Annotated in this window: 12 protein-coding genes and 1 tRNA gene; 7 read left to right on the top strand and 6 right to left on the bottom strand. The window is 63.9% G+C overall.

Annotated elements, in window-relative coordinates:
* The first annotated feature begins 2 nt into the window (after nt 1–2).
* From ACODS4_RS25825 to ACODS4_RS25810, 4 genes are all read left to right on the top strand, one after another.
* Nucleotides 3–1,535, top strand: coding sequence for a bifunctional metallophosphatase/5'-nucleotidase (locus ACODS4_RS25825; protein ID WP_488868535.1), 1,533 nt, complete (start codon nt 3–5; stop codon nt 1,533–1,535).
* 108 nt (nt 1,536–1,643) lie between these two features.
* Entirely contained in the window at nt 1,644–2,699 is a 1,056-nt protein-coding gene (locus ACODS4_RS25820; protein WP_488868534.1) for a hypothetical protein, read from the top strand.
* Nucleotides 2,700–2,704: 5 nt separating this feature from the next.
* Entirely contained in the window at nt 2,705–3,715 is a 1,011-nt protein-coding gene (locus ACODS4_RS25815; protein WP_488868533.1) for a hypothetical protein, read from the top strand.
* A gap of 54 nt (nt 3,716–3,769) precedes the next feature.
* The gene (locus tag ACODS4_RS25810) at nt 3,770–4,492 is read left to right on the top strand and encodes a protein tyrosine phosphatase family protein (protein ID WP_488868532.1); all 723 of its coding nucleotides are present in this window, start codon (nt 3,770–3,772) and stop codon (nt 4,490–4,492) included.
* Nucleotides 4,493–4,521: 29 nt separating this feature from the next.
* Here ACODS4_RS25810 and ACODS4_RS25805 read toward each other — a convergent pair whose 3' ends face one another.
* Nucleotides 4,522–5,487 carry a threonine/serine dehydratase family protein gene (locus ACODS4_RS25805; RefSeq protein WP_488868531.1) on the bottom strand — a complete coding sequence of 322 codons (966 nt, stop codon included), beginning with the start codon at nt 5,485–5,487 and terminating at the stop codon, nt 4,522–4,524.
* 397 nt (nt 5,488–5,884) lie between these two features.
* Entirely contained in the window at nt 5,885–6,730 is an 846-nt protein-coding gene (locus ACODS4_RS25800) for an AAA family ATPase (RefSeq protein WP_488868530.1), read from the bottom strand.
* A gap of 153 nt (nt 6,731–6,883) precedes the next feature.
* On the opposite strand from ACODS4_RS25800, the gene ACODS4_RS25795 reads away from it, so the two are divergent.
* On the top strand, nt 6,884–8,365 hold the full coding sequence (locus tag ACODS4_RS25795) for a methyl-accepting chemotaxis protein (RefSeq protein ID WP_488868529.1): 1,482 nt from the start codon (nt 6,884–6,886) through the stop codon (nt 8,363–8,365).
* Between the two features lie 269 nt (nt 8,366–8,634).
* Nucleotides 8,635–8,710, top strand: a tRNA-Met gene (locus ACODS4_RS25790).
* A gap of 371 nt (nt 8,711–9,081) precedes the next feature.
* Here ACODS4_RS25790 and rpoD read toward each other — a convergent pair.
* The 3 genes from rpoD to ACODS4_RS25775 all read right to left on the bottom strand — a co-directional run bounded on the left by rpoD (nt 9,082) and on the right by ACODS4_RS25775 (nt 14,132).
* Nucleotides 9,082–11,058, bottom strand: coding sequence for an RNA polymerase sigma factor RpoD (gene rpoD / locus ACODS4_RS25785; protein WP_488868528.1), 1,977 nt, complete (start codon nt 11,056–11,058; stop codon nt 9,082–9,084).
* Between the two features lie 158 nt (nt 11,059–11,216).
* Nucleotides 11,217–13,550 carry a DNA primase gene (gene dnaG, locus ACODS4_RS25780; protein WP_488868527.1) on the bottom strand — a complete coding sequence of 778 codons (2,334 nt, stop codon included), beginning with the start codon at nt 13,548–13,550 and terminating at the stop codon, nt 11,217–11,219.
* 120 nt (nt 13,551–13,670) lie between these two features.
* Nucleotides 13,671–14,132 (bottom strand): GatB/YqeY domain-containing protein, encoded by a 462-nt coding sequence (locus ACODS4_RS25775; RefSeq protein WP_488868526.1) that lies wholly within the window; start codon nt 14,130–14,132, stop codon nt 13,671–13,673.
* A gap of 401 nt (nt 14,133–14,533) precedes the next feature.
* On the opposite strand from ACODS4_RS25775, the gene carA reads away from it, so the two are divergent.
* The gene (gene carA, locus ACODS4_RS25770; protein WP_488868525.1) at nt 14,534–15,706 is read left to right on the top strand and encodes a glutamine-hydrolyzing carbamoyl-phosphate synthase small subunit; all 1,173 of its coding nucleotides are present in this window, start codon (nt 14,534–14,536) and stop codon (nt 15,704–15,706) included.
* Between the two features lie 75 nt (nt 15,707–15,781).
* On the opposite strand, the gene ACODS4_RS25765 is transcribed toward carA, so the two are convergent.
* Entirely contained in the window at nt 15,782–16,366 is a 585-nt protein-coding gene (locus ACODS4_RS25765) for a TetR/AcrR family transcriptional regulator (RefSeq protein ID WP_488868524.1), read from the bottom strand.
* Nucleotides 16,367–16,427: the final 61 nt, after the last annotated feature.

Raw genomic sequence — 16,427 nt, 5'->3', positions numbered from 1 at the left:
GCATGTTCGCCCCCCTTCGCACGCTGCTCGCCGCGTCGGTGTTCGCCGGTTCGCTTGGTCTTGGTTCGCTGGCTTTGACCGGCGACGCCTGGGCGCAGAACGGCAGCCTGACCTTTCTGCACGTCAACGACGTGTACGAGATCGCGCCGGTGAAGGGCCAGGGCGGCTTCGGCCCCCTGATGACCCTGCTGCGGCAGGAGCGCCAGCGCGACGGGCAGGCGATCACCACGGTTGGCGGCGATTTCCTGTCGCCGTCCCTGCTGTCGGGAACGACGCAGGGCGAGCAGATGATCGCGCTGTTCAACGCCGTCAAGGTGGACGCCGTCACCTTCGGCAATCATGAATTTGATTTCGGCGTGGAGCCGTTGAAAAAGCGGATGGCCGAAGCCGCCTTCCCCTGGATCGGCACCAACGTCAAATCAGCCGACGGCTCGACCTTCGCCACCACCGTCCCGCATTGGACCAAGAGCGTCGGCGACGTCAAAATCGGCTTTCTCGGCCTGATAACCCCGGAAAGCGCCCGGCTGTCGAGCGGCGGCCCCAGCCTGTCCTTCGCCCCGGTGCAGGCCAGCGCCACGGCGGCGATCAAGGCGTTGAAGGCCGACGGCGCGTCGGTGATCGTCGCCCTGACCCATCTGACCATCGAGGAAGACCGCGAACTGGCCAGTAAGGTCAAGGGCATTGATCTTATCCTCGGCGGTCACGACCATGATCCGATCAGCTTTTACGAAGGTTCGACCCTGATTTTGAAGGCTGGCCACGACGCGCAATATCTGGGCGTCGTCAAGCTTCTGGTCTCCACCAAGACGACGGACAAGGGACCGGCCACCACCACCCTGCCGACCGAATGGCGCTTCGTCTCCACCGCTGGCGTCGCCCCGGACGCGGAAGTCGAACGGGTGGTTGGCGGCTACACGCAGAAGCTGGACAGCGATCTGGCCGCCGTGATCGGCACGACCAGCGTCGATCTCGACAGCCGAAAGGACAGCGTCCGCACGCGCGAGGCGACGATGGGCAACCTGATCGCCGACGCCCTGCGCGGCGCGTTGAAGGCCGACGTCGCCATCACCAACGGCGGCGGCATCCGCGCCGACGCCCTGCGCCCGGCGGGAACCGCCCTGACCCGCAAGGACATCTTCGCCGAACTGCCCTTCGGCAATGTCGGGGTGTTGGTGGAGATGAGCGGCGCCGATCTGCTGGCCTCGCTGGAGCATGGCGTCAGCAAGGTGGAGGACAAGGCCGGGCGCTTCCCGCAGGTGTCGGGCCTGACCATGACCTACGATCCCAAGGCCGCCGCCGGAAAACGGGTGATCGCGGTGACGGTGGGCGGCAAGCCGCTGGATCCCGTGGCGACCTACCGCGTCGCCACCAACGATTACATGCTGAAGGGCGGCGACGGCTACGATGCCTTCCCCCGTTCCAAGGTTCTGATCGACGCCTCCGGCGCGGTGCTGCTCGCCACCATCGTGATGAACCATGTCGAAGCCTTGAAGACCGTTTCGGTCGGGATCGAGGGCCGCGTCGTGGCGAAATAATCGCAAGGCGCGTCATAATCGACCCGTCCACCGTCGCCGCGTTGCAAGGGGCGGCTCTTTCACTTTAGGGTGCAAGGGCTGCCCCTTTTCCTGCGACGAAGACGCTCCATGTCCAAAACCCCGCAGTCCCGCTCCAACGACTTCGCCCAGACCTTCAACGCCGCCCATGGCGAGGTCGGACTGTCTCGGGTTTCCGTCGCCCATGTCCTGCAACGCATCCAGTCTGACCCCTCTTACCTGTTTGGCGAGGAGTTGAAGCGTGGGGCCGGGCAATGCCCCTTCCACAGCGCCGCCTCCTCCGAAGGAGAATCCGCCGAGGGGGAAGCGGCGCCCGGTCTGCCCAAGGACGACGCCGACAAGATCGTCGTCAACACCCTGCTGGCCTTTCTGTTCAACCGGCTGCGCGACCACATCGCGGTGAAGATGCCGTTTGACGAGGCGGGCATGCTGATGCTGCCGATTCCGCCGTTGTCGCCCCACGGTCTGAACCCGGCGCATCGCGACGCCATGGCGGCGGCCCCGCCCGACGTGTTCTGTTCGGTGCTGCGCGACGCCACTTGCCATCTGCTCGACGCGCTCATCACCGGCTGGGTCAAAGATCTGCTGCTGGAGGAGGAGCATTACCGCGCGCTCGGCTCGGGCGAAATCTCCATCGACGCGGCGGCGACCTTCATCTTGCGGCTGACGCTGGACAATTCGCCGCTCTACCAGCGCGCCGGGTACGACATGCTGTCGATCACCAAGACCGGCAGCCACACGGCCATTCACATTTGTTGGGCGCTGGTCGAAGCCGCGCCGCTGCTGGTTCCCGGCAAGGACAACGCGTTTTACGACGATCTCATTCGCCGCAGCTTGAAACAGATCGTGCCGCTGTCGATGGCCAGCCTGGGCATGCTGGTTCATTACATGGAAAAAAGCGGGATCGAGCCGCAGGACGGCTTGGCCGTTCACCGGCTGCCCAAGGAACAGACCGCCTTCGTTCTGGACGAGTCCGGGCTGATCCGCCTGAACGTCGATCCGATCACGAGCTTCGCCAAACCCGGCGAGCGCTATTACACCGGCTGCCCGGCCTTCTACACCACCGGCCTCATCAAGCTGTATCTCGACATCGTCGGCGGTTTGGCGATGGATTACAACGCGTACCAACGCTTGCAGGAGGCTTGAGATCCATGGCGCGCGCCAATGATTTCGCCCTGAATTATCTGGCCGCCCACGAGGCGGCGGGCATGACCCGCGTCAATCTGGCGCCGATCCTTCACCGCATCGCCGAAGATCCGAACTATCTGTTCGACCAGGAGTTGCAACAGCTTGGCGGGCAATGCCCGATCCATGGCGACACCCGCAAGGAGGATTACGAGAAGGTCGTCATCAACACGCTGCTGGCCCTGCTCTACGGCGATCTGCGCGCGCACATCACGAATCGGCTGCCGCTGGGAGAGGATGGACACATCATCCTCGCCAACCCGCCGGATTCGCCGCATGGGCTGGACGTCGCCGATCCCGCCGGGTTGGACGCCGCCGATCCCGACCGCATGGTCGGCTTTCTGCGCGACGCCATCTGTCATCTGCTGGACGCCATCATCACCGAATGGACGATCAAGGTGATGGTCGAGGAGGATCGTTGCCGCACCGAAGGGACGATCACCGAACTGGCCGCCGCCTGTTTCGTGCTGTCGCAGGCGCTGCAAAACTCGGTTCTGCATTCGCCATCGGGCTACGACATGATGTCGATCACCAAAACCGGCAGCCACACCGCGTTGCATGTCTGTTGGAATCTGGTCGAATCGGCCCCTCTGCTGCGGCCCGATCTGGACGCCGCCGCCTATGACGATCTCGCCCGCCGCAGCCTGAAACAGATCCTGCCCTTGTCGATGGGCAGCCTGGGCATGCTCTGCCAATTCATGGCCGCAGGCAGGATCGAGGCCGACGACCATCAGGCGATTCACCCGCTGCGCGCCGACCAATTGGCCTTCGTCTATGACGAGGAGCAGGACGTCATCCTGCTGAACGCCGCCCTCATCGAGCCGACGGCGATGGTCGGGGAGCGCCATTACACCGGCTGCCCGGCCTTTTACGCCAACGGCCTCATCAACCTCTATATGGAAATCGTGCTGGCGCTGGCCGCCCGCTATGGGATCTATCAGCGTTTGCAAGGCAAGGGCGCTGGCCTGACCGCTTGACGTGGCCCGTTCCGCCCCTATGTTGGCGCGCGTATGCAGTTGGAAGGGTTTCCGTTGGCCAACAAGAAATGGTTCCTGCGCCGCATCACCACGGCGCTTGCGGATGGCATCAAGCAGGGGCGTGGCCGCATGGCGACGCCGTGGCAGCGGGCGCTTGGCCATTTTGAAAGCGTGTTCATCGACCACGCCTGTTTCCGGCTGATCTATTCCAACACCCACCGCATCTCCCCCAACATGTTCCGGGCGAGCCAGCCCTCGCCCTCGCACATCGCGGCGGCGGCGCGCAACGGCGTGCGGACCATCTTGAACCTGCGCGGCGGGCGCGACTGCGCATCCTACATCTTGGAGGCGGAAGCCTGTCGGGCGCATGGGGTTGAACTGGTCGATTTCCCCGTCAACTCCCGCGACATGCCGAAAAAGGAAACGCTGCTGAAAGCGCGCGACCTGTTCGCAACCATGCAATATCCAGCGTTGATGCATTGCAAATCAGGCGCGGATCGCGCTGGATTCATGGCGGCTCTGTTCATGTTCATCCATGAGCAACAAGCCCTGCCCGACGCCACCAAGCAATTGTCGTGGAAATACGGCCATTTCAAGCAGGCCAAGACCGGCATCCTCGACTATTTCTTTGACCTCTACGCCGCTTACAACGACAAGCGCCCAACCCCCTTTTGGGAGTGGGTCGAGCGCGTCTATGACCCAGTGGAGGCCAAAGCCAGTTTCCGCTCCCGCGAATGGGCCGACGCTGTGGTGGATCGGGTGCTGGGGCGGGAGTAACCCGCCCTCGCCTCGCCCACCCGCTCCGATCACGCCGCCGCCAGCGTCCGCGCCAGCGTGTCGCCATCGACGTTGCGGCCCGACAGCACGGCGACCGTCCGCCCCGTGCGGCCCAGCCGTCCGGTCAGCAGCGCCGCCACCGCCGCCGCGCCAGCCCCCTCCGCCACCATGCCGAAGGAGCCGTGCAGGGCGCGCATCGCGGCGGCGATCTCGCCTTCCGTCACCTCGACCAGGTCGTCGACCAGCGTCGCCACCACCTCTTGCGGCAGTTTGCCAAGAGCGTGGACGTTGATGCCGTCGGCCAAGGTCAGGCCGCCGCGCTCGCCCAACCGCACGCCGATCACCCGCGCCGACGGCTTGATCGCCTTCACCGCCGCCGCGATCCCGGCCAGCAGCCCGCCGCCGCCGACGGGAACCACCAGCGTTTCCACATCCGGCCGATCCGCCAACACCTCAAGACCAACGGTGCCTTGCCCGGCGATGACGTCGGGATCGTCGTAGGGATGAACGAAGGTCAGGCGCCGTTCCGCCGCCAACTCCAGCGCCTTGCCCTTGGCCTCCCCCACCGTCGCGCCGTGCAACACCACTTCGGCCCCCAGTTCCGCCGTGCGGTCCACCTTGCAGCGCGGGGCCGTCACCGGCATGACGATGGTGGCCTTCACCCCCAACCGCCGGGCGTGCAGAGCCACCCCCTGCGCGTGGTTGCCCGCCGACATGGCGACGACGCCGCCCGCCCGCTCCAACGCCGTCAGGCGCAACAGACGGTTCAGCGCCCCGCGCTCTTTGAAGGCCCCGGTCGCTTGGAAGGTTTCCGCCTTCAGCCACAGATCCCGGCCCAGCGCCGGGGCGTGCAGCAGCGGCGTGCGGACGATGTGGCCATGCAAACGCTCCGCCGCGTTGGTGACGGCGCTCAACGGCAGCCAGGCGGGCAGACAATCTTCGGAGGAGGCGCAGACGGACAGCGTGCGCGCGGCATCGAGATGCGCGGTGTGCATCGGAAAAATCCTTGGGAGCGGAATGACGTGGGGGTGTCGGGCGTGACCCGGATCGCCTCAGCGAACCGGGGGAATAATTCGCGCCAAGCCACGCATTCGCTCGCCAAGCTCAGCCCCGCAAGGCGGAACCGAAATCGGACGACAAACAGCAGAAAGAGAAGAGACTGGATTGAGGGTTCCAGCGACCACATCGTGCAGCATCACGCCACACACTCCACACAATCATCAAACACGAAGACGGCAAACAACCGACGCTGTCAGAGCGCCGGGCCGGTAATTCGCATTCGCATGGTGTGGGCGTAAGTCATGGCTCTTGCTTACCCGTTGCGGCGGCGGTCCGTCAACCCATCATCCGCCGCCGCAATCAATTTTCTGTCGGCGCGACGATCGACAAGGCTCAACGCCCCTCGCGTTTGGCCAGAAAAGCCAAGCGTTCCAGGGTGTGAACGTCCTGTTCGTTCTTCAGCAGCGCCCCACACAGCGGCGGAATCAGCTTGCGCGCGTCCTTCACCCGCAAGGTTTCCGGGTCAATGTCCTCGACCATCAGCAGCTTGATCCAGTCGAGCAATTCCGACGTCGAGGGCTTCTTCTTCAGCCCTGGCACGTCGCGCAGATCGTAAAACAGGTTCAGCGCTTCGCGCAGCAAGTCGGCCTTCAGGCCGGGATAATGCACCTCGACGATCTGCTCCATCGTCGCCCGGTCGGGAAAGCGGATGTAATGGAAGAAGCAGCGGCGCAGGAAGGCGTCCGGCAATTCTTTTTCATTGTTCGAGGTGATGATGACGATGGGCCGCTTGGCCGCCTTGATGGTCTGGCGGGTCTCGTAGACGTGGAACTCCATGCGGTCGAGTTCGAGCAGAAGATCGTTGGGAAACTCGATGTCGGCCTTGTCGATTTCGTCGATCAGCAGCACCGGCGGCGTCGGCGCGTCGAACGCCTCCCACAGCTTGCCGCGCACGATGTAGTTGCCGATGTCGTGAACCTTGGCCTCGCCAAGCTGGCTGTCGCGCAACCGACTGACCGCGTCATACTCGTACAGGCCCTGCTGCGCCTTGGTGGTGGATTTGACGTGCCAGGACAGCAACGGCTTGTTCAACGCGCGGGCGATCTCCACCGCCAGCACCGTCTTGCCGGTGCCGGGTTCGCCCTTCACCAACAACGGACGTTCCAGCGTGATCGCCGCGTTGACCGCCACCATCAGATCTTCGGTGGCGACGTAGCTGTCGGTTCCGGTGAAGCGCATCGATGCCCTCTTAATCAAAATCCGCGCCCATAGTTGAGGTTTCGCGTCCCACTGGCAAGAGCGCGCGCGGCGCGACGTGGTGAATCCGGCTGGTACGCCGTTTGCTTTGCGTTCCGTCAAACCACGTTCTGTGGCGTGAAGGAGACAATCGACATGTTCGCAGCCTTTTCCCGGATGTCCCAGTCTCCCGATCTGTTTGGCCCTGGGGCCTACGCCCTGATCGATCATGCGCCGACCGCGATCATGCTGTGCGACGTCAAAAGCTTCGACATCATCCACGCCAACCCCAAATCCATGGAGATGCTGCGCTCCATCGGTCATCTGCTGAAGCTGTCCGCCGACGACGTGGTGGGATCCAGCATTGACGTCTTCCACCGCAATCCCGAGCATCAACGGCGTTTGCTCGCCGATCCGGCCAATCTGCCACTCAACACCCGCATCCATCTGGGCGACGAGGTGATCGATCTGCACGTCACGGCGGTCTATGAGAAGGGGCGCTACGTGGCGGCGATGCTGATGTGGAACGTCGTCACCGACGCTGTGCAGGCCAACGAACGCAACGCCCGCCTGCTGCGCATGCTGGACGAGATGCCGACCGCCGTTATGGTCTGCGACCCGAACGACGACTTCCGCATCACCTACATCAACGAAACCAGCCGGAAGACGTTGAAACCGCTGGAGCGGCACCTGCCGGTGACGCTCGACAGGATGGTTGGTCAATCCATTGATATTTTTCACAAAAATCCGCACCACCAGCGGCGTGTGCTCTCTGATCCCAGTCAACTGCCCTGCAACGCCACCATCCGGTTGGGGCCGGAGGTTCTGAAACTCCGGGTTTCGGCGATTCATGACGATCATGGGCGCTATCAGGCCGCGATGCTGTCCTGGTCGGTGGTGACGGCCAGCCACCGTATGGCCGAGAACGTCACGGAAATTGTCGCCACCATGGCGGGCGCCGCCGAACGGATGACCACCGCCGCCGAGGAGTTGGTCAGCGCCGGGGGCGTCGCCAGCGAGCAGGCCACCGGCGCGTCGTCCGCGATTGAGGAGATCCGCGCGTCGGTCAGCGAGATCACCCAGCAGATGGCCAACGTCTCCGCCATGGCGATCAACGCGGTGAAGGAAGCCGAGGAGTCTGATCAGTTGGTTTTGACTCTGTCACAAAGCGCACAAGCCATTGGTCAGATTGTCCAAATCATCGCGTCGATCGCGGGGCAAACCAATCTTTTGGCGCTGAACGCCACGATTGAAGCCGCCCGCGCCGGAGAAGCCGGAAAGGGATTCGCCGTGGTCGCCAGCGAGGTGAAGAGCTTGGCCAATCAAACCGCGAAGGCGACCGACGACATCGCCACGCGGGTGAAAGAGATTCAACAGGCGGCGAACGGCACCATCACCGCCTTTGACCGCATCGGGGCGGCGATCCGCAACGTCCAGGACATCGCCCAGAGCGTCACCGCGTCGATGGAGTTCCAGGAGGCGGCGACGCAAGAGGTTTCGCGCAGCATCATCGGCGTCAGCGACGCCACGCAGAACACCGACCGGGCCGCAAGGTCGGTGCATGACATCGCCAGCGCCGTGTCCAACCTGTCGGACACCTTGAAGGCTGAGCTTCAGAACTTCATCAAATCGACCTGACGCAAAGATGGCGGCCCATCCTGTGCGGTCATCGGGAACTCCCCCTTGCCGCCCCAAGAGGAATCACCCATGACGACCACTGTCCGCGTTTCTTCAAGGCGCATCGTTGGAACGACAACGCCGCCGGGAGAGACGGCCTCCATCCGAGATTGGCGCTGAGATGCATTCCGCCAGCCCGCTGAATCTGAAGCGTGCAACGGAACGGCGTCCTCCTCTCATCAAACTCTTGCACAATCGGCAGTTTCGATACACATTCTCGACCCCTGGATGGGCCTGTAGTTCAGTGGTTAGAACGCGCCGCTCATAACGGTGTTGTCGTCGGTTCAAATCCGGCCAGGCCTACCAGTTTTTCAGGAGATTCGTGACTGAGGCTGGTGAAGAAACAAGCCATCGGCGCATCACCCGAAAGGCTGACGGTTGCGACAAAAGGCCAAGAGACCGCACCGGTTGCGGATAGGCTGAAGATCAGAAAATCGCCGCTGCCGTGTTGGAGATCACATCATCCAAAAGTGAAGTCGCTCTACGAGACAACATTCAGAATGAGTTCGCGAGCCTACGGCTTAAGAAAAATTTCCACGTTGCGAACGTAATTTGTTTAAAGTCCAGTCAGATCTGTCGCGCAGCCAGAGCAACAACGCGCCGCGCCTCTGGACCGATCCAGCGAACAGCCCCCCTTGGCTGACCAAGGGGGGCCTCTCGTCAAAAAGATACTGCGCTCAGGTGTCGAGGAAGCTGCGCAGTTTGCGCGACCGCGACGGGTGCTTCAGCTTGCGCAGCGCCTTCGCTTCGATCTGACGGATGCGCTCGCGGGTCACGTTGAACTGCTGGCCGACCTCTTCCAGCGTGTGGTCCGTGTTCATGCCGATGCCGAACCGCATCCGCAAGACCCGCTCCTCACGCGGGGTGAGCGAGGCCAGAACGCGGGTGGTCGTCTCGCGCAGATTCGCCTGGATGGCGGCGTCGAGCGGCAGGACCGCGTTTTTGTCCTCGATGAAATCGCCCAGATGCGAATCCTCTTCGTCGCCAATCGGCGTTTCGAGCGAGATCGGCTCCTTGGCGATCTTCAGGACCTTGCGGACCTTTTCCAGCGGCATCATCAGACGTTCCGCCAGCTCTTCCGGGGTTGGCTCGCGACCGATCTCGTGCAGCATCTGGCGGCTGGTGCGGACCAGCTTGTTGATCGTCTCGATCATATGGACCGGGATGCGGATCGTCCGCGCCTGATCGGCGATGGAGCGGGTGATCGCCTGACGAATCCACCAGGTGGCGTAGGTCGAGAATTTGTAACCGCGCCGGTACTCGAACTTGTCCACCGCCTTCATCAGGCCGATGTTGCCCTCCTGGATGAGATCCAGGAATTGCAGGCCACGGTTCGTGTATTTCTTCGCGATGGAAATCACGAGACGCAGGTTCGCCTCGACCATTTCCTTCTTGGCGCGGCTGGCTTCCTTCTCGCCTTTCTGAACCGTCGAGACAATGCGGCGGAACTCGCTGATCGGCAGGCGGCCTTCCTCGGCGACGCCGGAAATGCCTTCGCGCACCTTGCGGATTTCTGAATCGTATTTTTCGGCGAACTTGCCCCAGGTCTTGGGGTTCAGGCCCCGAATGCGATCCTGCCAACCCGGATCCAGCTCATGGCCGAAATACTGATTCAGAAAATCCTCGCGCTTGACCCGGCAATCCGTCGCCATACGCAGCAAACGGCCTTCAAAGCTGGTCAACTTGCGGTTCAGGATGTAGAGCTGCTCGACCAACTGCTCAATGCGCTGGTTGTTCAGACGCACGGTGTTCATCAGCTCGACCATTTCGAGCTTCAGCTTCTCGTACTTCTTATCCGTCTGCTTGGTGATGTCCTCGCCGCGCTGCATCGAGGCGATGCGCGATTCGTGGATCTTGTGCAGCTTGTCGTAGGTCGCCTTGATGCTCTCGAAGGTCTCGATGACCTGCGGCTTCAGCGCGGCTTCCATGGCGGACAGGGACAGGCTGTTGTCACCCTCCTCGCCTTCCTCGCCTTCCTCGCCTTCGCCTTCTGGGCGCGGCGGCGGCGGTTCTTCACCGTCCTCAGCGGGCGGGGGGGCGGCCCCTTCCACCGCCTCGGTCAGCGCTTCGGGAATTTCCTCGCCATCAGGACCGCCGCCATAGGTGGCGTCGAGATCGATGATGTCGCGCAACAGCATCTTCCCTTCCATGAGGGCGTCGTGCCACTCAAGGATCGCGCGAATGGTCAGCGGCGATTCGCAAATCGCCCCAATCATCATCTCGCGCCCGGCTTCGATGCGCTTGGCGATGGCGATTTCGCCCTCGCGCGACAGCAGTTCGACCGACCCCATCTCACGCAGATACATGCGCACGGGGTCGTCGGTGCGACCGATGTCGTCGTCGTCGAGGTTGCCCGAAGAACGACCTTCGCCGTCGCTCGCCGCCTCGGCGTTGTTTTCCGAATCCTGCTCTTCCGATTCGACGATGTTGATGCCCATTTCGGACAGCATCGCCATCGTGTCTTCGATCTGCTCGGAGGATGACGAATCCTGCGGCAGAGCTGCGTTCAGCTCGTCATAGGTGACATACCCGCGCTCTTTGCCGCGCGCGATCATCTTCTTGACGGCAAGACCCATGCCATCCATCAGAGGACCGTCGCCGGATTCCTCCCGCGTTTCGGAAACTTCCACGCTGTTCGCAGCTTTCGTGGCCATGCGATCGGTGCCCCCGCATTACCCCATTGAAAAAAAGACGAAAGGGACGCTCGGCTGCGGTTTCCCGCACCGTCCGCCCCCACCCCTCAGCTCTGTACCCGCCCTCGAACCTGACATGGCGTGCGGCCCATCAACCCGATCAACAACCGCTTGCGCGATCACGCATCGTCGGAGTCCTCGCCATCCGTCATTCCCCGAGCGGACGCCATAAGCTCCTGTTGAAGCGCCACGACCCGCGCGAGGTTGGCCTCGCTGTTGTCACGGGTCAAAGCCGCCTTGGCTTCCCTAAGATCATCGAGCAGCCGCTGATGAAGCAGATGCTGCCATGTCGGCCACCAGCCTTTCCGGGCATCCTCGGTTGAGGCTTCCGGGCGGGCGAAGCCAGCGTGGACATAGGTCGATTCGCCTAGCAAAGCGCTGACCATCGTTTCATGGCCAGCGGATGACAAGTGGCGACAAAGGGCGGCGGCGTCAAGTCCCGAGTCGCGGTTCCGGTCATCCGACAGACATTCTATGACCGCCCAACGCAATTTTTCGAGATCAGGGTCGCCCAACGGCAACAGCCCCAAAGACTCGCCCAACTCGCCGAACAACTTGGGGTGGTTGATGATGGTCGCCAACAAAATCCGCTCGCGCACCGACGCCAGACGGGACACACGACCGCGCCCCTCTCCCGCTGGCTTGGCGGTCAAACGGCCCGGCGTTCCAGCGACATGGCGGCGCGGCGGTTCGCCCGGTCGGCGACCTGGTTGCCAGGGGCCACGGCTGAAGCGTTCACGCGCGGGCGGGGCGAACGCCTCGTCCACCCGGCGGCGCATTTCCGCGCGGTAAAAGGCCTGGACGTCGCGGTCGGCGATGGTTCCGACGCGGGATTCCAGCGCCGCCTTGACCGCCGCCTTTGATTCGGGCGTGTCGGTCGGCTTGCCTTCGCTTTCCATCCGCCAAACCGCTTCGGACAGCGGAATCGCCTGTTCCAGCAGGGCCGTCATCGCCTTCGCCCCCTGGGCGCGGATCAGGCTGTCCGGGTCCTCGCCTTCGGGCATGAACATGACGCGGGCCGATTGGCCGGGGGCCAGATGGGGCAAAATGCGCTCCACCGCCCGCCACGCCGCCCGCCGCCCGGCGTTGTCGCCGTCAAAACACAGGAAGGGCACTTTCTCCGACGCCGGGATCAGCTTCCACAGCTCTTGCACCTGGGTTTCGGTCAGCGCCGTGCCCAGCGGGGCGACCGCGCCCTCGAACCCGGCGCGGACCAGGGCGATGACGTCCATATAGCCTTCGGCGACGATCACCGGCTTGCCGTCCGCCGCCGCTTGGCGCGCGCGCGACAGGCCGTAGAGCAATGTTCCCTTGTGAAACAGCGGGGTGTCAGGCGTGTTGACGTATTTCGGCCCGTCGCCCTCCAAAATTCGCCCGCCAAAGGCGACGACCTGCCCGCGCCGGTCGGTGACGGGGAACATCACCCGGTTGCGGAAGAAGCTGTAGGGCGTGCGGCCATCCTCGGGCCGTTTCAGCAGCCCCGCCGACACCATGTCCTCTTCGTCGAACTTCAGCTTCAGCAGATGCTGGCGCAGCGCCCCGGAATCGCCGGGCGCGTAGCCCAACCGGAAGCGCGCCATGCTGTCCGTGTCCAGCCCGCGCCGCAGAAGATAATCCAACCCGGTCCGCCCGGCGGGGGCGTGAAGTTGTTGCTCGAACCAGCGCGCCGCCTGCTCCACCAGATCATGCAGGGTTTTGCGGCGCTCATAATGGTGGCGGTCCTCCTCGGTCGGGCGCGGCACCGGCAACCCGGCCTCGCCCGCCAGATGCTCCACCGCCTCGGGAAAGGCGAGGTTGTCGTGGCGCATGACGAAACCGATGACGTCGCCATGGGCGCCGCAACCGAAGCAATTTCCCGTCAGAATGTTGTCTTCCAAGGCGAACGCGTGCTCGCCGGGCACGCTGGCGCAATAAACCTCTTCCTCGCGCTCGGTTTCCTCGACCGAAACCACCGCCCAACGCAGACGGTCGAACGACTTGTCGGATTCCTCAGCTTCGGGAAGGACCGACTCCAACCGATGCCCCGGACGCAACTCGCTGGTCAGCACGTCGCGGGCGACGCCGCGCACGAACCAGCGGTGGCCGCCGGTCGCGAACAGCGTTTTGGATTGGCCGTTGCGCGACAAGGTGATCCGGAGCAGCTTTTGGACGCCATACGATCGGAAGTCCGCCGGAACCCAGACGCCGCCACGCGTCAGCACCGTCTGCGTCGTTCCAGCAAGCTCCGCGATGTCCCGCGCGCCGTCGCGCAGGATGACTCGGGTTTCCGCCGCCAGACAATGAAAGAATCCCTTCTGGTCATTGACGTAGAAGGACGGGGATTTTTCGTTGTGGAAGGGACAGGGCGCCTTGAACTCGCGCCCGGCGCGAATCAGGCGCAACCGTTTGGACACCACGTCCGACAGAGCCAGTCGGGTGCGCAGCTCTTCCAGGAATTGGGGCGGAAAGGCCATGGCTCACATCACCGGGTCACGCGGGGCGGCAGGCTATAGCGGATCGCCGCGCGCCGCGCCAACGACCGCGTCGATCCGACTCCATCTGTCCCGAGTCGCGCGACTCGGGACAAGCGCGGTTTAGCCCGCCGACAGGCGTTGCTTGACCAAGGGGCCAGCCTTGGCGAAGTCCATCTCGCCGGCGTGGCGGCTCTTCAGCTCGGCCATCACCTTGCCCATGTCCTTGATCGAGGACGCGCCCAGTTCGCTGACAATGGCGGCGATGGCGGCCTGGACCTCCTCCTCCGTCATTTGCTTGGGCAGGAAGCGTTCGATGACGGCGATCTCCTCGCGCTCCTGCTGGGCGAGTTCCGGGCGGCCGCCCTGATCGTACATCGTCGCCGATTCGTTGCGCTGCTTAATCAAGCCTTGCAGCATGGACATGATCTCGCCGTCGTCGACGCCGTCGGTCACGCCGCGCGGGCGGGCGGCGATATCCCGGTCCTTCAGGCCCGCCAGGACCATGCGAAGGGTGGAGACGGCCCGCGCGTCCTTGGCGCGCATGGACTCCTTCAAGGCGTCGTTCAACCGCGTGCGCAGCATGTTCCTGTTCCTCATCGTCTGGCCGATGGCGCGAAGGGCCAGCGGCGGAGGGCGACTATTCCGAAAATGGCCGCCGATTGCCATGCTTATATAAGAGTGACGGCGCATGGCCCACCCCCATGGCCCACCCCCCCATGGCGGATCCTATGAAACGCCCGAGAAAGCGCGACCGCAACGCCGCTCTGCAAAGCTATTGCTGGAAATCGCGGCGGCAATCGTCCTATACGATGTCCGGCCCGCCCTGATCCGCCCACTCGATCCCGTCAACCGCCCCTTTCGGCGGAGAGGGGGTGCGAGCGGGTCTGCGCGCGCGCCCGGCGGGACGCCAGACCGTCGCCGTTCCGCCGCAGCAGCTTTTGGTCGATTCGTCGACGGTCGCGGTTTTTGGAAGGTCCAACGGAATGACTCTCGCCTCTCCCCCCTCCGACAAGGCCGTTCACACCGGCGTGCTGGTTCTGGCTGACGGCACCGTGTTCCGTGGCCGAGGCATCGGGGCCGTGGGGGATTCGGTGGGCGAGGTGTGCTTCAACACCTCGATGACCGGCTATCAGGAAATCCTGACCGACCCCAGCTACGCCGGGCAGATCATCACCTTCACCTTCCCGCACATTGGCAACACCGGCACGAACGCCGAAGACATCGAAACGACGACTCCGGCGGCGCGCGGCCTGATCCTGCGCGCCGACATCACCGATCCGTCGAACTGGCGCTCCACCCAGCATCTCGACGGTTGGCTGAAAAGCCACAACCTGATCGGGCTGAGCGGCGTGGACACCCGTCGTCTGACCCGCCGCATCCGCGATCTGGGCGCGCCGAACGGCGTCGTCGCCCACGCGCCGGACGGTCATTTCGATCTCGACGCGCTGGTCGCCAAGGCCAAGGGCTGGCCGGGCCTGGAGGGCATGGATCTGGCCAAGGACGTGTCTTGCCGCCAGACCTATGGCTGGGACGAGGCCGCCTGGAGCATCGGCGGCGGTTACGCCACCCAGACGGATCCGAAATTCCACGTCGTCGCCATCGATTACGGAGCCAAGCGCAACATCCTGCGCTGTCTGGCCGCCGCCGGTTGCAAGGTGACGGTGGTCCCGGCGACCGCCACCGCCGAAGACGTGCTGCGCCACAAGCCCGACGGCGTGTTCCTGTCCAACGGCCCCGGCGACCCCGCCGCCACCGGCGTGTACGCCGTGCCGACCATCCAGAGCCTGATCGCCACCGGCCTGCCGATCTTCGGCATTTGCCTGGGCCATCAGATGCTGTCGTTGGCGCTGGGGGCCAAGACGACCAAGATGCCGTTGGGCCATCGCGGGGCCAACCATCCGGTCAAGGATCTGGCCTCGGGCCGGGTGGAGATCACCAGCCAGAATCACGGCTTCGTCGTTCTGCCGGAAACCCTGCCCGCCGACGCCGAAGTCACCCATGTCAGCCTGTTCGACGGCAGCAACGAGGGCATCCGCCTGACCGGCAAGCCGGTCTTCTCGGTGCAATACCACCCGGAAGCCTCGCCCGGCCCGCAAGACAGCCATTATCTGTTCGACCGCTTCGTCGGCTTCATGGCCGACAAGGCGGCGGCCTGACGCTCCGTCCGTCACACCTTCCGCGCGGCGGGGGGTGTGACGGACCGGCGCGCCGTTTTATTCGGTCGGCGCTTTTTATTCGGTCGGGGCGGGCGCGTCCGTGACGAGTTTGCGGATCGCGGCGAAGACCCGCTCCCACTCCTGTTCGCCGATGTCGTGCAGGCCCAGGCCGCGCAACAGAAACGCGCCCTCGGCGGCCAGCATCGCGATGAGCGCCCGGTCCCTGGCGCTGGAGTTGGCGCCGGAAGCCGCGTTGGAACTGGCGTCAACGCCGTCAAAGATCTCCCGATACCCCTTTTTGATTTCGCGCTGATAGTCGGGCGCGCGGACCAGCGACGCCAACAGCGCCGATGATCGGGCGCCGCTGGCGACGTCCTCGGCGCGCGTCGCCTCGACATGCGCCAGAACGCGGGCGGACGGCTCGCCCGAATGGGCCGCCAAATAGCGTTTCACGCTGTCGTCATAGCTCTTCATGACCCGATCGACCATGGCCTCGATCAGCGCGTCTTTCGTGTTGTAGCAATATTGCACGCCGCCTTTGCTGACGCCCGCCTCTGTGGCGACGGCGTCCAGGGTGAGGGCCAGCGCCCCGTCCCGCGCCACAACCCTTTCGGCGGCGTCCAGAACGCTGTCGCGATCAATCGACTGACGTCTTCCCACTCGACTCCCCTCTTTTCAATCCATCTGGACGGATTTATATATAACCCCTGCGTCGGGGCCT

This window comes from Azospirillum sp. FG154, from assembly GCF_057809575.1.
Note: the sequence above shows the minus strand (reverse complement) of the source record. Positions and strands in the feature narration are given on the sequence as shown.

Excerpts from the sequence above, each read along its gene's own strand:
- ACODS4_RS25805 (WP_488868531.1), bottom strand. The coding sequence starts at position 5,487 with ATGCACACCGCGCATCTCGATGCCGCGCGCACGCTGTCCGTCTGCGCC.
- carA (WP_488868525.1), top strand. The coding sequence starts at position 14,534 with ATGACTCTCGCCTCTCCCCCCTCCGACAAGGCCGTTCACACCGGCGTG.
- ACODS4_RS25800 (WP_488868530.1), bottom strand. The coding sequence starts at position 6,730 with ATGCGCTTCACCGGAACCGACAGCTACGTCGCCACCGAAGATCTGATG.
- ACODS4_RS25795 (WP_488868529.1), top strand. The coding sequence starts at position 6,884 with ATGTTCGCAGCCTTTTCCCGGATGTCCCAGTCTCCCGATCTGTTTGGC.
- dnaG (WP_488868527.1), bottom strand. The coding sequence starts at position 13,550 with ATGGCCTTTCCGCCCCAATTCCTGGAAGAGCTGCGCACCCGACTGGCT.
- ACODS4_RS25815 (WP_488868533.1), top strand. The coding sequence starts at position 2,705 with ATGGCGCGCGCCAATGATTTCGCCCTGAATTATCTGGCCGCCCACGAG.
- ACODS4_RS25820 (WP_488868534.1), top strand. The coding sequence starts at position 1,644 with ATGTCCAAAACCCCGCAGTCCCGCTCCAACGACTTCGCCCAGACCTTC.
- ACODS4_RS25775 (WP_488868526.1), bottom strand. The coding sequence starts at position 14,132 with ATGCTGCGCACGCGGTTGAACGACGCCTTGAAGGAGTCCATGCGCGCC.
- rpoD (WP_488868528.1), bottom strand. The coding sequence starts at position 11,058 with ATGGCCACGAAAGCTGCGAACAGCGTGGAAGTTTCCGAAACGCGGGAG.
- ACODS4_RS25825 (WP_488868535.1), top strand. The coding sequence starts at position 3 with ATGTTCGCCCCCCTTCGCACGCTGCTCGCCGCGTCGGTGTTCGCCGGT.